Annotated in this window: 21 protein-coding genes and 1 pseudogene; 9 read left to right on the plus strand and 13 right to left on the minus strand. The window is 63.6% G+C overall.

Translation table 11 applies throughout. The annotated features are described in order from the left end of the window. Position 1: 1 nt before the first annotated feature. The 6 genes and pseudogenes from ACFTOW_RS03335 to miaB all read right to left on the minus strand — a co-directional run bounded on the left by ACFTOW_RS03335 (position 2) and on the right by miaB (position 5,128). Positions 2 to 898 (minus strand): CBS domain-containing protein, encoded by an 897-nt coding sequence (locus ACFTOW_RS03335; protein ID WP_379913042.1) that lies wholly within the window; start codon positions 896 to 898, stop codon positions 2 to 4. Positions 899 to 936: 38 nt separating this feature from the next. Continuing rightward, a complete protein-coding gene (ybeY, locus tag ACFTOW_RS03340) occupies positions 937 to 1,440 on the minus strand; it encodes an rRNA maturation RNase YbeY (protein WP_379913045.1) in 504 nt (167 codons plus the stop codon). A gap of 122 nt (positions 1,441 to 1,562) precedes the next feature. Then, entirely contained in the window at positions 1,563 to 2,579 is a 1,017-nt protein-coding gene (locus ACFTOW_RS03345; protein ID WP_379913047.1) for a PhoH family protein, read from the minus strand. A 145-nt stretch (positions 2,580 to 2,724) separates the two neighbouring features. After that, positions 2,725 to 3,021 (minus strand): hypothetical protein, encoded by a 297-nt coding sequence (locus ACFTOW_RS03350; RefSeq protein ID WP_379913049.1) that lies wholly within the window; start codon positions 3,019 to 3,021, stop codon positions 2,725 to 2,727. Positions 3,022 to 3,040: 19 nt separating this feature from the next. Beyond that, a pseudogene (locus ACFTOW_RS03355) lies at positions 3,041 to 3,550 on the minus strand (OmpA family protein). 258 nt (positions 3,551 to 3,808) lie between these two features. Continuing rightward, positions 3,809 to 5,128: a tRNA (N6-isopentenyl adenosine(37)-C2)-methylthiotransferase MiaB gene (gene miaB, locus ACFTOW_RS03360; protein WP_379913051.1), complete on the minus strand. Its 1,320-nt coding sequence runs from the start codon at positions 5,126 to 5,128 to the stop codon at positions 3,809 to 3,811. A 114-nt stretch (positions 5,129 to 5,242) separates the two neighbouring features. Between miaB and ACFTOW_RS03365 the strand changes: the two genes are divergently transcribed. Next, positions 5,243 to 6,109 carry a hypothetical protein gene (locus tag ACFTOW_RS03365; protein ID WP_379913053.1) on the plus strand — a complete coding sequence of 289 codons (867 nt, stop codon included), beginning with the start codon at positions 5,243 to 5,245 and terminating at the stop codon, positions 6,107 to 6,109. 138 nt (positions 6,110 to 6,247) lie between these two features. On the opposite strand, the gene ACFTOW_RS03370 is transcribed toward ACFTOW_RS03365, so the two are convergent. Both ACFTOW_RS03370 and argH read right to left on the minus strand, forming a co-directional pair. Continuing rightward, entirely contained in the window at positions 6,248 to 6,562 is a 315-nt protein-coding gene (locus tag ACFTOW_RS03370) for a DUF2834 domain-containing protein (RefSeq protein WP_379913055.1), read from the minus strand. Between the two features lie 166 nt (positions 6,563 to 6,728). After that, on the minus strand, positions 6,729 to 8,120 hold the full coding sequence (gene argH, locus ACFTOW_RS03375) for an argininosuccinate lyase (protein ID WP_379913057.1): 1,392 nt from the start codon (positions 8,118 to 8,120) through the stop codon (positions 6,729 to 6,731). 21 nt (positions 8,121 to 8,141) lie between these two features. Here argH and ACFTOW_RS03380 point away from each other — a divergent pair, with 21 nt between their 5' ends. From ACFTOW_RS03380 to ACFTOW_RS03390, 3 genes are all read left to right on the plus strand, one after another. After that, positions 8,142 to 8,747, plus strand: coding sequence for a TlpA family protein disulfide reductase (locus ACFTOW_RS03380; protein ID WP_379913059.1), 606 nt, complete (start codon positions 8,142 to 8,144; stop codon positions 8,745 to 8,747). An 89-nt stretch (positions 8,748 to 8,836) separates the two neighbouring features. Beyond that, positions 8,837 to 9,202, plus strand: coding sequence for a hypothetical protein (locus ACFTOW_RS03385; RefSeq protein ID WP_379913061.1), 366 nt, complete (start codon positions 8,837 to 8,839; stop codon positions 9,200 to 9,202). A gap of 83 nt (positions 9,203 to 9,285) precedes the next feature. Then, the gene (locus ACFTOW_RS03390) at positions 9,286 to 10,458 is read left to right on the plus strand and encodes a lytic murein transglycosylase (RefSeq protein WP_379913063.1); all 1,173 of its coding nucleotides are present in this window, start codon (positions 9,286 to 9,288) and stop codon (positions 10,456 to 10,458) included. A gap of 21 nt (positions 10,459 to 10,479) precedes the next feature. On the opposite strand, the gene ACFTOW_RS03395 is transcribed toward ACFTOW_RS03390, so the two are convergent. From ACFTOW_RS03395 to ACFTOW_RS03415, 5 genes are all read right to left on the minus strand, one after another. Continuing rightward, positions 10,480 to 12,363: an acyl-CoA synthetase gene (locus ACFTOW_RS03395; protein WP_379913065.1), complete on the minus strand. Its 1,884-nt coding sequence runs from the start codon at positions 12,361 to 12,363 to the stop codon at positions 10,480 to 10,482. Positions 12,364 to 12,541: 178 nt separating this feature from the next. Continuing rightward, a complete protein-coding gene (locus ACFTOW_RS03400; RefSeq protein WP_379913067.1) occupies positions 12,542 to 12,985 on the minus strand; it encodes a molybdenum cofactor biosynthesis protein MoaE in 444 nt (147 codons plus the stop codon). Positions 12,986 to 12,987: 2 nt separating this feature from the next. Continuing rightward, positions 12,988 to 13,233, minus strand: coding sequence for a molybdopterin converting factor subunit 1 (gene moaD / locus ACFTOW_RS03405; RefSeq protein ID WP_379913264.1), 246 nt, complete (start codon positions 13,231 to 13,233; stop codon positions 12,988 to 12,990). Further along, a complete protein-coding gene (gene pgsA / locus ACFTOW_RS03410; RefSeq protein ID WP_379913069.1) occupies positions 13,233 to 13,898 on the minus strand; it encodes a CDP-diacylglycerol--glycerol-3-phosphate 3-phosphatidyltransferase in 666 nt (221 codons plus the stop codon). Before pgsA ends, moaD begins: the two co-directional genes overlap by 1 nt. A gap of 41 nt (positions 13,899 to 13,939) precedes the next feature. After that, positions 13,940 to 14,920 carry a DMT family transporter gene (locus ACFTOW_RS03415; RefSeq protein WP_379913071.1) on the minus strand — a complete coding sequence of 327 codons (981 nt, stop codon included), beginning with the start codon at positions 14,918 to 14,920 and terminating at the stop codon, positions 13,940 to 13,942. 113 nt (positions 14,921 to 15,033) lie between these two features. Between ACFTOW_RS03415 and ACFTOW_RS03420 the strand changes: the two genes are divergently transcribed. From ACFTOW_RS03420 to ACFTOW_RS03440, 5 genes are all read left to right on the plus strand, one after another. Further along, positions 15,034 to 15,558, plus strand: coding sequence for a CoxG family protein (locus ACFTOW_RS03420; RefSeq protein WP_379913073.1), 525 nt, complete (start codon positions 15,034 to 15,036; stop codon positions 15,556 to 15,558). Between the two features lie 208 nt (positions 15,559 to 15,766). Next, on the plus strand, positions 15,767 to 16,696 hold the full coding sequence (locus ACFTOW_RS03425) for an ABC transporter ATP-binding protein (RefSeq protein ID WP_379913075.1): 930 nt from the start codon (positions 15,767 to 15,769) through the stop codon (positions 16,694 to 16,696). Further along, on the plus strand, positions 16,693 to 17,454 hold the full coding sequence (locus tag ACFTOW_RS03430; RefSeq protein WP_379913077.1) for an ABC transporter permease: 762 nt from the start codon (positions 16,693 to 16,695) through the stop codon (positions 17,452 to 17,454). Before ACFTOW_RS03425 ends, ACFTOW_RS03430 begins: the two co-directional genes overlap by 4 nt. A 67-nt stretch (positions 17,455 to 17,521) precedes the next feature. After that, entirely contained in the window at positions 17,522 to 18,319 is a 798-nt protein-coding gene (locus tag ACFTOW_RS03435) for a S49 family peptidase (protein ID WP_379913079.1), read from the plus strand. Then, entirely contained in the window at positions 18,300 to 18,488 is a 189-nt protein-coding gene (locus tag ACFTOW_RS03440; RefSeq protein ID WP_379913081.1) for a hypothetical protein, read from the plus strand. The genes ACFTOW_RS03435 and ACFTOW_RS03440 overlap by 20 nt, the downstream gene beginning before the upstream one ends.

Raw genomic sequence — 18,488 nt, forward strand, 5'->3', positions numbered from 1 at the left:
CCTAGCTTTCTGTGCCGCCGTTGACGCGCACGCGCAGGCGCTTGATGCGGCGGGGGTCGGCCTCGACCACCTCGATCTCGGGGCCGGCGGGGTGCTTGATCACCTCGCCGCGCACCGGCACCCGGCCCGACAGCATGAAGACCAACCCGCCCAGCGTGTCGATTTCTTCCTCGTCCACATCCTCGGTTTCGGTCAGGGACAGACCGATCTCGGCCTCGAACTCGTCCAGCGGGGTCTTGGCCAGCGCAATGTAGATTCCGGGCTTTTCCAGCGTCCAGTAGCTGTCATCGTCGGTGTCGTGCTCGTCCTCGATCTCGCCGATCACCTGTTCGATCAGGTCCTCGATCGTCACCAGCCCGTCGACACCGCCATATTCGTCGATCACCAACGCCATGTGCTTGCGCTCGGTCTGCATCTTTTGCAGCAGCACACCGATCGTCATCGAGGGTGGCACATAAAGCAGTGGGCGCAGCATGTCGGTCACGTCGAAATGGCCACCGCTGCCGTTGAACCCATGGCGCAGCGCGAAATCCTTGAGATGGATCATGCCCTGCGGGCTGTCCAGCGTGCCGTCATAGACCGGCAGGCGCGACATGCCGGACTCGCGGAACTGCTCGACCAGTTCTTCGCGGCTGATCGTGCAGGGCACCGAGACGATATCGGCCTTGGGCACGGCCACGTCCTCGACCCGCATGTGACGCAGATTGGACAGGCCCGGCAGCGGATGCTGCGCGGCGAGCCCCGTGCCGTCATCCTCGTCGCCCATGTCCGAAGGGCTGAGTGCCCCGATGATGCGCTTGAAAAATCCACCGCTGTTGGCGGTGCTTTCATTCTGTTCGATCTCTTCGCCCTGCGCGCCCGGCGCTGCGATAGAAGACCCGTCGGTGCTGTCGCCCATCTGTCCTTACCAGTAAACGGGCCTGTCAGACCCTTCGTTCATGAATATGGGTCAGAAAGACCCAGTTTGCCAAGTATCTCGACCTCGGTTCGTTCCATCAAAGTGGCGTCTTTGTCACGTAAATGATCATACCCCAAAAGATGCAGGGTGCCATGCACGATCAGATGCGTGACGTGATCGGCCAGCGGCTTGCCCGCCGCAACGGCCTCGCGCGCGCAGGTGTCGTAGGCGATGGCGATATCGCCCAGTTCATGCGCAAAAGGCCCGTCAGCCGCACCCGTTGGCAGATCAGGGGCCGCACCGTCAACCTGTGCGGCGTGCTCTTCGGCAGGCCAGGACAGAACGTTTGTCGGCTGCGGCTTGCCCCGGAAATCGGCGTTCAACACCGCGATGCGCGAATCGTCGCAGGCCAGAACTGCGATCTCGAACCGCGCGTGATCAAGCCCGAGATGCGCCAGCGTGGCACTGGCTGCGGCTTCGGCCAGGGCTTCCAGCCCGGCCTGCTGCCAGCGGTCGTCTTCGATGATCGTGTCGGTCAGCATCTGTCAGATGTCTGTGGCGGGCCAGCCCGCCACACCTCTTGCTCAAGTGGGGGGCCAGCCCGCCACACCCCTCGGGTTATTCGACGAGAGAGGAAGGGCATGGCGAACCTGCCTTGCACCGGTCAGCCGCGCGCCTCTTCGGTCTCGTAGGCCTCGATGATGGCGGCGACCAGCGGGTGGCGCACCACGTCTTTCGAGGTGAAATAGTTGAAGCTGATCTTGTCGATGCTTTTCAACAGACGCTCGGCGTCATGCAGCCCCGAGGACACGCCGCGCGGCAGGTCGATCTGGGTGCGGTCGCCGGTGATCACCATGCGCGACCCCTCGCCCAGGCGGGTCAGGAACATCTTCATCTGCATGGAGGTTGCGTTCTGCGCCTCGTCCAGCACGACAAAGGCATTGGACAGCGTGCGCCCGCGCATGAAGGCCAGCGGCGCGATCTCGATCTGCTTTTCCTCGATCAGCTTGGCGACCTGCTTGCCCGGCAGGAAATCGTTCAGCGCATCATACAGCGGCTGCATGTAGGGATCGACCTTGTCCTTCATGTCGCCGGGCAGATAGCCCAGTTTCTCGCCCGCCTCGACCGCGGGGCGCGACAGGATGATCTTGTCGACCACACCGTTGATGAACATGTTCACCCCCGCCGCGACCGCAAGATAGGTCTTGCCGGTGCCAGCCGGGCCGATGCCGAAACACAGTTCGGATTTGAACAGGTTCTGGGCATAGGCCTTTTGCGCGTCGGTGCGTGGTTCGACCAGCTTCTTGCGAGTCTTGATCTCGACCGCACCGCCCTTGAACATCTCGAGCTGATCGCCGCCGCGTCGTGCGGTTTCGGCCTCGGGCCCGCCCATGCGAATCTCGCGGTCGATATCGGCGCGTCCCACTTCGCGCCCGGCCTCGAGCCGTTGATACAGCGCGCCCAGAACCTCGACCGCGTTGCCCGTGGCGTCATCCTCGCCGATCACGGCCAGTTCGTTGCCACGGCGCAGGATCTGAACACCCAGCTTCTGCTCGATCTCTGCTAGATTGCGGTCATATTCCCCGCACAAGTCGATCAACAGCCGGTTGTCGGGGAAATCTATCAGGCGCTCGCCGAGCGCGGACAGGGTGGTTGCCGGAGGCAGCGCGGTGGTGGCCAATCAGATCTCCTTGTCTGAAGTTGCTGCAATGGTGCCAAGTTGTTCGGGTCTGCGCAACCGTGCGCCCGAAATTGTCATCGCTTTGACACCAAAAAACCGCGGGTCGGCGACCCGCGGCCTTTTTCTGCTGTCAGATGACATCCGATTACAGGATGTCAGGCACCCCGCTGCCACCCTTGAACGGTCCGACGGCGGTGTTGGGCGGTGCCACGCCCGAGCAGACCGGCTTGCCGTACTTGTCCAGACGTGGCGACAGATACCCTTCGAGACCGTCATCGATGATCCAGTGATCACAGCCGTTGGGATCAACCCAGATGCCCGCCTGCAATTGGCTCAGGTGCTTGCGGTCAAAGCCACGGTCGCGACTTTTGTCCGGCCCGACCTCGCAGGCGGCAAGCGTCGTGATCAATCCAAGGCCAACAGCGATTTTTACAATATTCATGCCCAAGTCCCCCGTGGCCTTACTGGATGCAGATGATTTCGACACGGCGATTCTGTGCCATGCCGGCCGCGGTGTTGTTCGCCGCCTTGGGCATACGCTCGCCATAGCCGCGCACATCGGTGACGCGTGCACCGGTGCCGACGGCCACGCGGGCCACGGCATTGGCGCGGTTGTAGCTCAGGCGCATGTTGTATTCATCCGAGGCGCGGCTGTCGGTGTGGCCCACGATCACGAAGGCCCGGGCCGAGGACGACCGGAAGAAGTTCGCAAGATTTGCCTAGCCACCGGGCGAGATGCGGTGACTGTCGGTGGCGAAATACTGATCGGTGTTCAGAACGCCGCACACGTTCCCCCGGCGGCAGACCGGAAGACCCTGACGGGTAAGGTGCGGGCTCATGTAGCCTTCGGCACCGTCGTCCATGACCCAGTGTTCGCAGCCGTCCGGATCGATCCAGATGCCGGGAATGTATTTTTCACCCTGCACTGTCGATTGGGCAAGTGCAGGTGTCGTCAGAATGGTCGCGCCCACGACAGCAGCGCAAATGAATTGCCCTGCCCTGCGGATCGCTTTGGTAAATGTAACCACAGCCGTATTCCTAAATTGTTATCCCCCACGATCCGCCCCGCAGATATCTGGGCCGGACCAACGTTCCGCCTACAGAATGTAGCAAAATCAAGCGTCTGTGAAGGAAAAAAACCCTTGCATTGTTTCGCCATGGGAAACAGGGGCGCAAAACAGGCCAGCCCGGGTTATGCTGGTCGTGGATTCCGCTTTGCCGACATGTGGTCAGACGAGGTCTCCGCCCAGCGAATTCGGCCCGCTATGCGTGATTCGAACCTGATAGCTTTCGCCCACCTGCGGGCGCGCGTCGGTCACGTGAACCGCGTGCAGGTATTCAGACTTGCCCACCATCTGCCCGTCCATACGGCCCGGCTTCTCGAACAGCACCCGCACGTCACGGCCTACCATGCTGTCCTGAATGGCGCGCTGCTGTTGGGTGATCAGTGCCTGCAACCGGCGCAGGCGATCATCGGCCACGTCAGGGTCGACCTGCGCACGCTCTGCCGCCGGGGTGCCCGGACGGGTGGAGTATTTGAACGAAAACGCCTGCCCGTAATTCACCGCGCGGATCAGGTTCATCGTATCCTCGAAATCCTGATCGGTCTCTTCGGGGAACCCCACGATGAAATCACCCGAAATCAGGATATCGGGGCGCGCCGCGCGGATACGCTCGATCAGGCGGATATAGCTTTCGGCGGTGTGGCTGCGGTTCATCCGCTTGAGGATGCGGTCGCTGCCCGACTGCACCGGCAGGTGCAGATAGGGCATCAGCTTGGCACATTCGCCATGCGCCGCGATAAGGTCGTCGCTCATGTCATTGGGGTGGCTGGTGGTAAAGCGGATACGCTCCAGCCCGTCGATGTCGTTCAAAGCCCAGACCAGCCGCGCCAGCGACCAGTCGCCATCCGGTCCGGCCCCGTGATAGGCGTTGACGTTCTGGCCCAGCAGGGTGATTTCGCGCACGCCACGCTCGACCAGGTCGCGCGCCTCGTCCAGCACACGGGCCGCGGGGCGGCTGACCTCGGCACCACGGGTATAGGGCACCACGCAAAAGGCGCAGAACTTGTCGCAGCCCTCCTGCACGGTCAGAAAGGCGGTCGGCCCGCGCCGCGCCTTGGGGCGGCTTTCCAGAATCTCGAACTTGTCCTCGGCCGGGAAATCGGTGTCCAGCGCCTTGACGCCACCGCCCGCGCGGGCCTCCATCTCGGGCAGACGGTGATAGCTTTGCGGCCCCACCACCAGATCGACCATGGGCTGACGGCGCATGATTTCCTCGCCCTCGGCCTGGGCCACGCAGCCCGCGACGCCGATCTTCAGATCGGGCCTGGCTGCTTTGAGGCCCTTGAAGCGGCCAAGTTCGGAATACACCTTTTCCGCCGCCTTTTCGCGGATATGGCAGGTGTTGAGCAGGATCATGTCGGCATCGTCGGGCGTGTCGGTCGGCACGTATCCCTGCCCGCCCAGCGCCTCGGCCATGCGTTCGCTGTCATAGACGTTCATCTGACAGCCATATGTCTTGATATAGAGTTTTTTCGGATCGCCCATGGTGCCGGTCCTGTCCTGCCGCTGGGGGGTGCCTATACCACAAAGGTCGCGCCTTGCAATGCAGGGCGATTTGGTCAAGTTTCTGCGGCAATCACAAAAGGGGCCTTGGGCAGCATGCGGTTTGGGTCATTGGACGAGTTTCTGGGGACGGGCAAGGACACGCTGGCAAAGGGGCCGGTCGCCCTGATCTTTGCCGAGGACGCGGTCGAGCTGGACAGTACCCTGCGCCATCACCTGACATGCGGTTTCAAGGTGGTCGTCGCATTCGCGCTGCCGGCGATTGACATCGCCGCCGACGTGGCCGAGCGTATCGTGCGCGTCGACTTTGACCCGCTGGGCGAAAACGCGGTCCCGCAGGCGGTCAACGGGGTGATTGCAAGGGCGCCCGGCCTATGGATGTATTACTGCTACAACGCCGAATACCTGTTCTATCCGTTCTGCGAAACGCGCAGCGTGGGCGAAATGCTGGCCTTTCACACCGAGGAGCGGCGTGACGCGATGCTGACCTATGTGGTCGATCTGTACGCCGGCGACCTGACAGCGCATCCCGATGCGGTGGCGATCGAGGATGCGCATCTGGACAAGTCCGGCTATTACGCGCTGGCGCGGCCGGACCCGGTGACCAAGCATCCGCGCGAACGCCAGCTTGATTTCTTTGGCGGTCTGCGCTGGCGGTACGAGGAGCATATCCCGGCCCCCCGACGCAAGATCGACCGGATCGCCCTGTTTCGCGCAGCCCCGGGGCTGCGCCTGCGGCCCGATCACACGTTCAACGACGAGGAATACAACACCTATGCCTGTCCATGGCATCACAACCTGACGGCGGCGATCTGTTCGTTCCGCACCGCCAAGGCGCTGAAACGCAACCCCGGCTCGACCTTCGACATCGAGACGTTCCTGTGGCACAATTCCGTGCCGTTCGAATGGCATTCGCGGCAATTGCTGGACCTGGGGCTGATGGAGCCCGGGCAGTGGTTCTGACGTGCATGTTGCCACATTGTGTGCGCCGAAGGCGCACGCTTGGGGAGCATCGCTTACGCGATGCGGAATGAGGGGCGCTGCCCCTCAAACTCCCCGGAGTTTAGGGGCAAGATGAAGCTGCTTTTGCTCGCGAGGCGATCAAACCGGCCTTGTGCGCAGGAACAGGTAGAGCGGCAGACCGCAACTGACGCCGATGCAGAAGGTGGCCGGGATGGCGATCAGTGCCAGCCAGTTGCGGCGGGTTGCGACCTCGGCCACGATCCAGACGGTCAGGGCGATGGCCGCGATCGTCAGATCCCATGTCAGCCCGGTGGTCGAGGCGTTGACATACCACGCGTCGATCAGCCCCGACAGGCCGGTGCCTGTCTCGCGCATGTAGCTGACGAACCAGTACATCGGATGAATGGCGCCCCAGATGGCAAGCGCCAGATAGATCATCCGCAGCGGCGACATCAGTTGGTGATCCCGAGTCTCGCGTTACCGCTGATTGTGATGCCTGTCGCGGTCGAGGCATCGATGGTCAGACCGGGACGCGAGGGGGTGGGCGTTGGCCGCTGTGGTTCGCCGTCGGCACCGCAGGCGGCCAGGGCCCCGAGGGTCATGATCAAGACGACGGCTTTCATCCCAGCACCTCTTTCCAGCGGGCGATCTGCGCGCGCACCTGATCGGGCGCGGTTCCGCCGTAGGATGTGCGCGATGCGACCGAGTTTTCAACCCCCAACACGGTGAACACGTCGGCGGTGATGTCGGCATGCACCGATTGCATGTCCTCAAGCGTCAGGTCGGGCAGATCGCAGCCGCGCGCCTCGGCCATGCCGACCAGCGTGCCGGTGACATGGTGCGCGTCGCGGAACGGGATGCCCGCCACCCGCACCAGCCAGTCGGCCAGATCGGTCGCGGTGGAAAAGCCCGACCCGGCGGCAGCGGCCAGATTGGCGCGGTTGGCGGTCATGTCGCGCACCATGCCCTCCATCGCGGCCAGCGCCAGCATCAGGTTGTCGGCGGCATCGAACACCTGCTCCTTGTCTTCCTGCATGTCCTTGGAATAGGCCAGCGGCAGCCCTTTCATGACCATCATCAGCGCCACGTTGGCCCCGAAGATGCGCCCGATCTTGGCGCGGATCAGCTCGGCCGCGTCGGGGTTCTTTTTCTGCGGCATGATGCTGGACCCGGTGGAAAACCGGTCCGACAGGGTGACAAAGCGGAATTGCGCGCTGGACCAGATCACCAGCTCCTCGGCAAAGCGCGACAGGTGCATGGCGCAGATGCTGGCGGCCCCCAGGAACTCCAGCGCGAAATCGCGGTCGCTGACCGCATCCAGCGAATTGGCGGCGGGCCGGTCGAACCCCAGCGCGCTTGCCGTCATCTCGCGGTCGATCGGGAACGACGTGCCGGCCAGCGCGGCCGCGCCCAGCGGGCATTCGTTCATCCGTGCGCGCGCATCGCGCATCCGCGACAGGTCGCGCCCGAACATCTCGACATAGGCCATCATGTGATGGCCCCATGTCACCGGCTGCGCGGTCTGCAGATGGGTGAACCCCGGCATGACCCAATCGGCGCCAGCCTCGGCCTGCGCCAGCAGCGCGCGGATCAGCGCCTCAAGCCCCTGAATGGCGGCGTCGATCTGGTCGCGCACCCACAGTTTGAAATCGGTCGCCACCTGGTCGTTGCGCGAGCGCCCGGTGTGCAGCCGCCCGGCGGGTTCACCGATCACCTCTTTCAGGCGTGCCTCCACATTCATGTGGATATCCTCGAGGCTGGCGGAAAACTGGAACGTTCCGCCCTCGATCTCTGACAAAACGGTGAGCAGCCCTTTGCGAATGGCCTGCGCATCGCTATCACTCAGGATGCCTGTGGCGGCCAACATGGCGGCATGGGCGCGTGAACCGGCGATATCCTGTGCCGCCATCCGCTGATCGAACGAGATCGAGGCGTTGATCGCCTCCATGATCGCGTCCGGCCCGGCGGAGAACCGGCCACCCCACATCTGGTTTGCGCTGTCGCTGCCCATGTCTGCCCTTTCGGAGGTCAAATGCGTCTGTCCAAGTCCACCGTGCTTTATATGGCCATCGCCGCCTGTGCAATCGCAGGCGTGGGCTGGGTCGCGTTGCAGGATCCCGCTCAGGTTGTGCCTGCGGGTCTGGAAAACCGGGCGGAAATCGAGGCGCTGCAGACCGGCGACATGCGCAAGCTGCAATTCCACGCAACGCCCAAGTCGGTGCCCGACATCGCCTTTGACACGGCCGACGGCGGCACCGCCACGCTGGCCGATTACAGAGGCAAACTGGTGGTCGTGAATTTCTGGGCCACCTGGTGCGCGCCCTGCCGCAAGGAAATGCCGATGCTGGACGCGCTGCAGGACCAGATGGGCGGCGACACGTTCGAGGTGGTCACCATCGCCACGGGGCGCAACGCGCCACCGGCGATGAAGGCGTTCTTTGAAGAGATCGGCGTGAAGCACCTGCCGCTGCACAAGGATGACAATTCGGCCCTCGCCCGCGCCATGGGTGTTCTGGGCCTGCCTGTCACGCTGATTCTGTCGCCCGAGGGGGTGGAACTGGCCCGCCTGACCGGCGATGCCGACTGGTCATCCGACAGCGCCAAGGCGATTTTGCAGGCGTTGATGCCCGCCGGCTAACTGGTATTCAAAACAGATTTATGGATGACCGGATACGCAGGCATGTGATAACGTATATTGGTGTATTTTTTTGTTTCGAGGGATTGACCATGAAAATCAACCGAATTTCTCTTGTGTCCGCGTGCCTTCTTGCGCTTTTCGCCACGCCTGCTTTGGCCGAGTTCAAACACATAAGAACCGAGGCTCAGCTTCAGCCTCTAATTGGCAAAAAAATGTATGATTCCAGCGGCAATTGGTTCCGCTGGAATGCCGATGGCAGCATGAGTGCGCAGATGACGAGTGGCGCACCCTTTGCAGGCGCTTGGAAATGGAGCAATGGGTTCGTCTGCCGCAATGCGCGCATCGGCGACAACGAGCTTGGAACTGATTGCCAGAAAATCGAGTTCGACGGCAAGAACATGCGTTACACCCGCAATCGCGGTCGGGGTGAGGCGAGTGTAATGGCCTTGCAATAGGTGGCGGGACCCGGGGTTTCGACGGTTGCTTTGGCAACGCGGAAGTTCTGTAGTAGAGTGCGTGCCAAAATAGGACTATGCTCATGCCCCTGTCACGCCGCGCCGTGACCCTTGGCCTGCTGGCCGCCACCTTGCCGCGCGCGGCCCTGTCCGCCGATTTCGGCACCTGGCTTGCCGGGTTCGTCAGTCGCGCCCGTGCGGCGGGGATCAGCCAGCGGGTTCTGGATTCCGCCCTGTCAGGTGTCAGCCCACAACCGCGCATCATCGCCAATGACCGCAAGCAGGCCGAGGTTGCGCGGTCCTTGCAAGACTACATCGCCACCGCCGCGTCTTCGGCACGGATCGCGGGCGGGCAGCGGGCGCTGGCGCGGTATCGCACACTTCTGGCCGGGATCGAGCGCACATACGGCATCCCGCAACAGGTGATCGTGGCGATCTGGGGGATGGAAAGCAGCTTTGGCGGATTTCGTGGATCGACCCCGGTGATCCCCACCCTGGCCACGCTGGCCCATGAAGGGCGCAGGCGTGATCTGTTCGAGGCCGAGTTGATCGCCGCCCTGCGCATCCTGCAATCAGGTGATGCAACACCCGCGCAGATGCAGGGCAGTTTTGCAGGGGCGATGGGGCACATGCAGTTCATGCCCTCGACCTATCTGGCCCATGCGGTCGATCACAACGGCGACGGGCGGCGCGACATCTGGGGCGATGATCCGACCGATGCGCTGGCTTCAGCCGCCGCGTTGCTGCGCGCGAACGGCTGGCAACAGAGCCAACCCTGGGCGACCGAGGTGACGCTGCCGCAGGGGTTTGACCTGGCTTTGACGGGCCGTATCTATCCGCGCCCCGCGCGCGACTGGCGCGCACTTGGGGTGGCTGCCGCGGCAGGCGGGCAACTGCCGGATCACGGAGCGGGCGCGCTGATCCTGCCTGCCGGACCGCGCGGGCCGGTATTTATGATCTATAACAATTTCCACGTGCTCAAGACCTACAACTACGCAGATTCATACGTCATCGGCGTGGGCCACCTGTCGGACCGGCTGGCGGGGGGCGGGCCGATCCGCGCAGGGTATCCGCGCGACCCGTGGGGCATGTCCGATGCTGAGCGCACCGCGCTGCAGAACCGCCTTAACGCGGGCGGCTACGGCGCCGGCAATCCCGACGGCGTGATCGGTGAAAAGGGCCGCGCCGCCATCCGCGCCTATGAGGCCGCGAATGGCCTGCGCGTCACCGGGGTGCCCAGCCGCGCGCTGTTGTAACGGTTGCAATAAGACAGCGGTTCACTCGGCCCATTCCCAGGGCCGGGTGAACGCGCCCAGCACGTGACCGACCTTGTCGTCCTCGACCTCGCCGGTGCGAGCCACACGCGCCACCAGCCCGCGCTTCTTGTCGTCGACGACTTCGATCACCTTGGCATTCAGCCCCGCCTCGTCCAGCGCGGCGCTGTAGACCCGGGTGATGGCGCGCTTGCGCAGATCGGGTTTGAACACCTTGCCCACCGCCGTCTTGGGCAGTTCGTCCAGAACCTCGACATGCTTGGGCAGGGCCGCGCGTTCGTGCACATGGATCTTGCAATGCTCGCGCAGCTCATCCCCCGTGACGCTGGCCCCCGACACCAGTTCGACATAGGCGCAGGGGATTTCCCCGGCATGGGCGTCGGGCTGGCCGATCGCGCCGGCAAAGGCCACGTCCTTGTGCGCCAGCAGCGCATCCTCGATCTCGGCGGGGTCGATGTTGTGCCCGCCCCGGATGATCAGATCCTTGGCGCGGCCGGTGATCCACAGATAGCCGTCAGGGTCCATCCGCCCCAGATCGCCGGTGCGCAGGTATTTGCCATAGTAATACAGATCCTTGTTCTTGGCGGTCTCGGTATAGGTCTCGGGCGCGTTCACCCCGGGGTTGGAGACGCAGATCTCGCCCACCTCGTCGGGGGCGCATTCCACGGGTTCACCATCGGTTTCTCGCATGATGCGGATGTCGGTATAGGGAAAGCGGATGCCGACCGAGCCCACCTTCTTCTCGCCATCCACCGGGTTGACGCTGACAAGGCAGGTCGCCTCGGTCAAGCCGTAGCCTTCGACGATGGTGACGTTCGACGCCGCCTCGAACCGCTTGAACAGTTCCAGCGGCATCGGGGCCGAGCCCGAGAAAGAGGTTTTCACACTGCTGACATCGGCATCCACCGGGCGCTGCATCAGGGCAGACACGGCGGTGGGCACGGTGATCACAAAGGTGATCTGCCAGCGTTCGATCAGCTTCCAGAAGTTGTCGAACACCCCGTCACCGCGATAGCCTGCAGGTGTCGGGAACACCACATGCGCCCCGGACGTGACCGCCGCCATCATGATCACATGGCAGGCAAAGACGTGAAACAGCGGCAGCGGGCAGATCACGTTATCCTCGGGCGTGAACAGCAGCGTGCCGCCCAGCCAGCCGTTGTAGATGATGCCGGAATAGCGATGCTGCGCCACCTTGGGCATGCCCGTGGTGCCGCCGGTGTGGAAATAGGCCGCCACCCGGTCGCCGGTGGCGTCGTCGAATTGCAAGGTCTTGGGCTGGCGCGCGATCTCGGCGTTGAAATCGCGCACATCGGCATGGTGGTTGCCGGGGTTCTTGGGCCGGACCAGCGGCACGATCAGGTTCTTGGGAAAACCCAGATAGCGGTTCAGGTCGATTTCAAGAACCGTATGCACGCCGGGTGCGTGGCGCACCGCCTCGGCGGTTTTTTGCGCCACATCGGTTTTCGGGAACGCCTTGAGCGTGACCACGACCTTGGCCCCGGTTTCGCGCAGGATCGCGCCGATCTGTTCGGGCTCCAGCAGCGGGTTGATCGGGTTGACGATCCCGGCAATCGCGCCGCCCAGCAGCGTCAGAACCGCCTCGTTGCAATTGGGCAGGATCATCGCGACCACGTCGCCCTCGCCCACCTTCAGGCTGCGGAACAGGTTGGCGGTCTGGATGCTGCGGTCATAGAGCGCGTTCCATGTCAGCGTCTCGGCCTTGTCCTTGGGTCCCGACAGCAACTGGAACGACACCGCCTTGTTGGCCCCGTGCGCGTCCTTGGTGCGGCGCAGCAACTGGTGCAGCGTGGCGGGCAGATCGCGTTCGGCCCACGGCATTTCGTTTTCGATGGCAATGGAATCCTGCACGCTGGCAAAGCCCATGAAACTCCTCCCCTGACAGGCGCGCATGTTGCGCGCCGTAATTCATCCCTGACATGCAGTCTGCGGGCGAACCCATTGCTATGCAAGGGTCGGGGAAGCCACGTCAGCAGGCAATATGGCGCAACGTCACGTGGAAATGGGCAGAGTCTTGCCCAAGGGGCATGGCAAAACAGGCCATCTACCAGCGGCGCAGCGCGTCCTCGTCCGCGTCGCGCGCCGCGACCCAGTCGGCACCGTCGCCGGTATGTTCCTTTTTCCAGAATGGCGCGCGAGATTTCAGATAGTCCATAAGGAATTCAGCAGCTTCGAACGCATCCCTGCGATGGCGCGCGGCGGTGGCGACCATCATGATCATCTCGTCGGGGCGCAGCGGGCCATAGCGGTGCAGGATCAGCACGCCGCCCAGCTCCCAACGGTCGCGCGCATGATCCTCGATCTGCGTCAGGGCGCGTTCGGTCATGCCGGGGTAATGCTCGATCTCCATGGCCTGCAAGCTGCCCGCCACATCGCGCACCACGCCGGTAAAGGTGACGATGGCCCCCATCCCGCCCGTCTGCGCGGCGGCAAAGGCGTTGGCCTCGGCCCCCAGATCGAAGGGATCTGACTGCACCCGTACAGCCATGGCTACCCCCCTGTCATCGGGGGAAAAAACGCCACTTCGCGCGCGCCTGCCAGCGAGGCGTCAAAGTCTGTCAGATCCTGATCCACCGCCACCCGCAGCGCCGACAGGTCGGCAAAGGCGGCGGCATAGCGTTCCTCGCGCCCGCGCAACTCGTTCACAAGCTCGGACACGGTCGCGGCCTGCGTGTCCACCACCTCGCGCGGGACACCGATACGTTCACGCACCCAGGCGAAATACAGCACGTCAATCATGTGTCATCCCTCAGGTAAGGCATGGATTTGCGGAAATACTCCCAACCTGTCACAAGCGTCAGCGCCGCCGCGATCCACAGCAGCACAAGCCCGATGCGCCCGGCCCAGATCATCCCCTCAAGCTTCCACCACAGCCCGTGCAGGTCCTCGACCTCGCCATCCAGAATGGCGGCGACCATGCCCGCATCCATGCCGTAGGTAAGCGAGCCGAAGTAATGTTCAAACACGCCTTGCGAAAACAGCACCGCAATGGCGACCATCTGCAGGGTCGTCTTCCACTTGGCCAGTTTCGTGACCTTCAGCGTGCCGGCGGTGTCGCCCAGAAACTCGCGCAGGCCGGAAACAAAGACTTCGCGGAACAGGATCATCGTGGCGGGCAGCACCAGCCAGGGCGACATCGACGAATAGCCCACTATCACCATCAGCGCGATCACCACCATCGCCTTGTCGGCGATCGGGTCCAGCATCGCTCCCAGCCGGGTTTCCTGCTGCCAGATGCGGGCCAGATAGCCATCGAACCAGTCGGTGATCGCCGCCCCCATGAACAGGACCAGCGCGAACCAATCCGCATAGGGCCGGGTGAAATACAGGAACATCACCGCCACGCCGGGCGCGGCCGCAAGGCGCAGGGCCGTCAGGATATTCGGTATCGTCCACCTCATGCGCCACTCCTAGCCCGTTCACCGGGCGGGGGGAAGGCCCGTCAATAGCGCCGATGCACGCGCTTTGCCCTGAGCAGCCGACGGTTCAGCATCTTTTCGCGCAGGAACACGAAAAGCCCCGATCCCATGATCAGCACGATTCCCATGCTGACCCACAGATCGGGCAACTCGGCCCAGATAATCCAGCCCCAGAACACCGCCAGCGGCAGGCCGACATACTCGAACGGCGCGACGGTTGCGGCATCGGCCATGCGGTAGGCTTGGCTCAGGCAATAGCCGATGATGGCCGAGTTGAAGCCCAGCCCGGCAAAAAGCCAGATATCGCCATCGGCCGGCCAGACCCAGGCCCGCAGCAGGAATTGCAGCGATCCGTTCTCAAGCCCCACGGCAAAGCGACCATCGCCCGCCGCCAGCCAGAACATCACAGAGACAACGATGAAGGTGCCCTGTATCCATACCGCCAGCGCCGCCGCACTGGTCGTGACCCCCAGCCGCCGGGTCAGAAGCTGGTTCAGCGCATAGGTCAACGCGGCGATCACCGGCAAAAACAGCACCGCACGCGGCACCCCCAGCGCGGCCTGCCCGGCCCATGGCTTCATCATCACCACGACTCCGGCAAAGCCCACCACGACCGCACCGATCCGCCAGGGCCCGACCTTTTCACCCAGCAGCGGGATCGACAGCAGCGTGATCATCAGCGGCGCCACAAAGAACAGCGCCGTCGCATCCGCCAGCGGCAGCACCGCCAGCGCGGCGAAAAAGGTCATGTTGGCCACCACGATCAGCAGCCCGCGCAGCACATGCAGCCAGGGCGTGCGGGTTTTCAGGAGGTGAAATCCCCCCTCCCACTGCAGGATCATCAGGCTGAACACGATGCCCACCGAAGAACGGATGAACACCATCTGGTGCAGCGGATAGCCGCCCGACAACTGCTTGATCAGCATGTCGTTCACCGAAATCGCCGTCACCCCTGCAAGGATGAACAGGATGCCGAGGGTGTTTCTGTCGATCTGTGCGCTCATCAGGATTGGCTAGCACGAAGGATGGGGCACGCCCATCGCAAAAGCGCCCTCTTTCCCGGCGCTGTGGCTTGGGCTAACCTATGCGTCAGGGACAGGACAGGGAGAGACCCGGAATGGAAATGCACGACCAGCGCGACATCCGCGCCGACCGCGAAACGGTATGGGCCGCCTTGCTGAGCGCCGATGTGCTGCACGAATGCGTGCCCGGCGCGCAGGAGGTGACCGGCAGCCTCGAAGAGGGGTTCCACGCCACCGTGGTGCAGAAGGTCGGGCCGGTGAAGGCCACCTTCAAGGGGGCCGTGACCCTGACCGACATGGTCGAACTGGAGAGCCTGACCCTGTCGGGCGAAGGCAAGGGGGGGGCTGCGGGCTTTGCCAAGGGCGGGGCCAGGGTGCGGCTGGAAGAGATCGAGACCGGCACGCGGCTGTTCTATGATGTCGAGGCCAAGGTCGGCGGCAAGCTGGCACAACTGGGCAGCCGCATCATCGACGGCTTTGCCAAGAAGATGGCCGACCAGTTCTTTTCCCGCTTTCAGGAGGTGCTAGAAGGCCCTGCCGAGGCCGAGGCGGACAGCCCCGAGGCCCAGCCCGAGGCGGTCAAGAAGGGCTGGCTGAAACGGCTGACCGGCAAGGCCTGATCCGGCTGACAAAACGGTGCGCGCCAGAGGCGCGCGCTGTATCAGCATCGCTGACGCGATGCGGTTGGGGGCGCTGCCCCCGGTCGCCCGATGGGCGCCCTCCCCCGGGATATTTCCAGAGAGAGGAAACATGCGCAGCCCCTGTGCGTTCCGGCGGGTTGGGTGTTCTGCCGGTCGTGTGGTAGGGGGCAGGGGCGGAGGAACGATCATGGCGTCCATTCTTGAAATCAAAGGGCTGGAAAAGCGCTATGCCAGCGGGCATGTGGCGCTGCACGGTGTCGATCTGTCGATCGAGGAGGGCGAGATCCTGGCGCTGCTTGGCCCCAACGGGGCAGGCAAGACCACACTGATCTCGATCGTCTGCGGGCTGGTGATGCCATCGGCCGGGCAGGTCAGCGTCGGCGGGTTCGACATCAGGCGCGAGTATCGCCGCGCTCGCGCGCTCATCGGTCTGGTGCCGCAGGAAATCGCGCTGGAACCGTTCGAGACGGTGTGGAACGTGGTGCGGTTTTCGCGCGGGCTGTTCGGCAAGGGGCGCGATGATGCGCATCTTGAGGACGTCCTGCGCAGCCTGAGCCTGTGGGACAAGCGCGATGCGCAGGTGCGCGAGTTGTCGGGCGGGATGAAACGTCGCGTGCTGATCGCCAAGGCACTGGCGCATGAGCCGCGCATCCTGTTTCTGGACGAGCCGACCGCGGGCGTGGACGTGGAACTGCGCCGCAGCATGTGGGAGGTGGTCGAGGGTCTGCGCGCGCGCGGCGTCACCATCATCCTGACCACGCATTACATCGAGGAAGCCGAAGAGATTGCCGACCGCATCGCGGTGATCGCCAAGGGCGAGATCCTGCTGGTCGAGGACAAGGCCCGATTGATGGACCGCATGGGGCAAAAAGAGCTGCGCATCGAATTGCACGAGCCGATCACGGCCCTGCCCGCGCGGTTTGCCGAAAAGGGGCTGGAGCTGATCGACGAGGGCCGGGCCATCCTGTTTCGCTATGACACGCGCGGGCCGCGCACGGGCATCGCCAGCCTGCTGACCGATCTGGCCGCCGAAGGCATCGTTTTGCGCGACATCGCCACCCGGCAATCCAGCCTTGAGGAAATCTTTGTCGGGCTGGTGACAGAGGAGCAGACATGAACCTGACCGCAATCGCCGCCATCTACCGGATGGAGATGCTGCGGTTCTTCCGCACAATCCTGCAAAGTTTCGTCTCGCCAGTGTTGTCCACGTCGCTATATTTTGTGGTCTTCGGCACCGCCATCGGCAGCCGCATCGACCAGGTCGAGGGGGTGAGTTACGGCGCGTTCATCGTGCCGGGGCTGATCATGCTGTCGATCATGACCCAAGGCATCTCCAACGCCAGCTTCGCAATCTATTTCCCGAAGTTCATCGGCACGATATACGAGCTGTTGTCAGCGCCCATCAGCTTTATCGAGGTGACAATCGGCTATGTCGGGGCGGCGGCCACCAAGTCGCTGTTCATCGGGCTGGTGATCCTGGCCACCGCGCATCTGTTCGTGGATTTGCAGATCGCGCATCCGGTGGCGATGCTGGCCTTCATGGTGCTGACCTGTCTGAGCTTTGCCTTGTTCGGCTTCATCATCGGCATCTGGGCGCAGAATTTCGAGCAGTTGCAGATGATCCCGCTGCTGGTGGTCACGCCTTTGGTGTTTCTGGGTGGCGCGTTCTATTCGGTGTCCATGCTGCCGCCGACGTGGCAGACGGTGACCCTGTTCAACCCGGTGGTCTACCTGATTTCCGGCTTCCGCTGGTCGTTCTTCGGGCTGGCGGATGTGCCTGTGGGGCTGAGCCTGCTGGCCATCGCGGGCTTTACCGTGCTGTGCCTTGCCATCATCGCATGGATGTTTCGCACAGGGTATCGCCTGCGCGACTGAGGCGCACGCCGCAAAAGCCCGGCACCGCGCCTTGTTTGTGGTGCGCGGGCAATCTACATGACTTGGCATGAAACGATTTATCCCCTTTGTGAAATCCGACCCCACCGTGGCCGTCATCCGGCTGTCTGGCATGATCGGATCGGGCCCGCGCGCGCAGTTGAGTGACGAGGCCATGGCCCCCGTGATCGAACGCGCGTTCCGGCGGGGCAAGCCCGCGGCGGTGGCGCTGGTCATCAACAGCCCCGGCGGATCACCCGTGCAATCGGCCCTGATCGGGGCGCGCATCCGCCGGCTGGCCGAAGAGAAAAAGATCCCCGTGCATGCCTTTGTCGAGGATGTCGCCGCCTCGGGCGGGTATTGGCTGGCCTGTGCGGCCGATGACATCCGGGCCGACTATGGCTCGATCGTGGGGTCGATCGGCGTCATCTCGGCGGGGTTCGGCGCGCATGAATTGCTGGCCCGACAGGGGATCGAGCGGCGGGTCTATACCGCCGGGCAATCCAAATCCATGCTCGACCCGTTCAAGCCCGAGGACGAGGCCGACGTCGCCCGGTTGCGCGTGATCCTCGAGGACATGCACACCGGGTTCAAAGAGTGGGTCACGGCGCGGCGCGGTGACAAGCTGGCGACCGACAGGGACCTGTTCACCGGCGACATCTGGCTGGGTGGAAAGGCGATCGAGGTCGGGCTGATCGACGCTCTGGGCCACATGGAACCGACGATGAAGGATCTCTATGGCGACAAGGTGCGGTTCGCGCGCTACGGGCGCAAACGCTCGATCTTTCAGAGGTTCGGGGCAACCCTGATCCATGATGCCCTGACCGGATTCGAGGAGCGCGCGGCCTATGCGCGTTTCGGCCTGTGACGTGATCATCAAGATCGTCACCCTGTTTCTGGTCGGCATGGGCGTTCTGGCCATGTTCGGCAAGCTGCGCTTTCCGGGCCAGAAACGCCTGCAATCGGCGCGCTGCCGGTCCTGCGGGCGCTACCGCATCGGCAAGGGGCCCTGCCCCTGCAAGCAAGGGAAACGGTAA

This window comes from Lacimonas salitolerans, assembly GCF_042677865.1.
GTDB classification, from domain to species: Bacteria; Pseudomonadota; Alphaproteobacteria; order Rhodobacterales; family Rhodobacteraceae; genus Lutimaribacter; species Lutimaribacter salitolerans.

What these genes read in the sequence shown, in the direction of transcription:
- ACFTOW_RS03335 (WP_379913042.1), bottom strand. Translation starts at nt 898, where the DNA reads ATGGGCGACAGCACCGACGGGTCTTCTATCGCAGCGCCGGGCGCGCAG.
- ybeY (WP_379913045.1), bottom strand. Translation starts at nt 1,440, where the DNA reads ATGCTGACCGACACGATCATCGAAGACGACCGCTGGCAGCAGGCCGGG.
- ACFTOW_RS03350 (WP_379913049.1), bottom strand. Translation starts at nt 3,021, where the DNA reads ATGAATATTGTAAAAATCGCTGTTGGCCTTGGATTGATCACGACGCTT.
- miaB (WP_379913051.1), bottom strand. Translation starts at nt 5,128, where the DNA reads ATGGGCGATCCGAAAAAACTCTATATCAAGACATATGGCTGTCAGATG.
- ACFTOW_RS03365 (WP_379913053.1), top strand. Translation starts at nt 5,243, where the DNA reads ATGCGGTTTGGGTCATTGGACGAGTTTCTGGGGACGGGCAAGGACACG.
- ACFTOW_RS03370 (WP_379913055.1), bottom strand. Translation starts at nt 6,562, where the DNA reads ATGTCGCCGCTGCGGATGATCTATCTGGCGCTTGCCATCTGGGGCGCC.
- argH (WP_379913057.1), bottom strand. Translation starts at nt 8,120, where the DNA reads ATGGGCAGCGACAGCGCAAACCAGATGTGGGGTGGCCGGTTCTCCGCC.
- ACFTOW_RS03380 (WP_379913059.1), top strand. Translation starts at nt 8,142, where the DNA reads ATGCGTCTGTCCAAGTCCACCGTGCTTTATATGGCCATCGCCGCCTGT.
- ACFTOW_RS03385 (WP_379913061.1), top strand. Translation starts at nt 8,837, where the DNA reads ATGAAAATCAACCGAATTTCTCTTGTGTCCGCGTGCCTTCTTGCGCTT.
- ACFTOW_RS03390 (WP_379913063.1), top strand. Translation starts at nt 9,286, where the DNA reads ATGCCCCTGTCACGCCGCGCCGTGACCCTTGGCCTGCTGGCCGCCACC.
- ACFTOW_RS03395 (WP_379913065.1), bottom strand. Translation starts at nt 12,363, where the DNA reads ATGGGCTTTGCCAGCGTGCAGGATTCCATTGCCATCGAAAACGAAATG.
- ACFTOW_RS03400 (WP_379913067.1), bottom strand. Translation starts at nt 12,985, where the DNA reads ATGGCTGTACGGGTGCAGTCAGATCCCTTCGATCTGGGGGCCGAGGCC.
- pgsA (WP_379913069.1), bottom strand. Translation starts at nt 13,898, where the DNA reads ATGAGGTGGACGATACCGAATATCCTGACGGCCCTGCGCCTTGCGGCC.
- ACFTOW_RS03415 (WP_379913071.1), bottom strand. Translation starts at nt 14,920, where the DNA reads ATGAGCGCACAGATCGACAGAAACACCCTCGGCATCCTGTTCATCCTT.
- ACFTOW_RS03420 (WP_379913073.1), top strand. Translation starts at nt 15,034, where the DNA reads ATGGAAATGCACGACCAGCGCGACATCCGCGCCGACCGCGAAACGGTA.
- ACFTOW_RS03425 (WP_379913075.1), top strand. Translation starts at nt 15,767, where the DNA reads ATGGCGTCCATTCTTGAAATCAAAGGGCTGGAAAAGCGCTATGCCAGC.
- ACFTOW_RS03430 (WP_379913077.1), top strand. Translation starts at nt 16,693, where the DNA reads ATGAACCTGACCGCAATCGCCGCCATCTACCGGATGGAGATGCTGCGG.
- ACFTOW_RS03435 (WP_379913079.1), top strand. Translation starts at nt 17,522, where the DNA reads ATGAAACGATTTATCCCCTTTGTGAAATCCGACCCCACCGTGGCCGTC.
- ACFTOW_RS03440 (WP_379913081.1), top strand. Translation starts at nt 18,300, where the DNA reads ATGCGCGTTTCGGCCTGTGACGTGATCATCAAGATCGTCACCCTGTTT.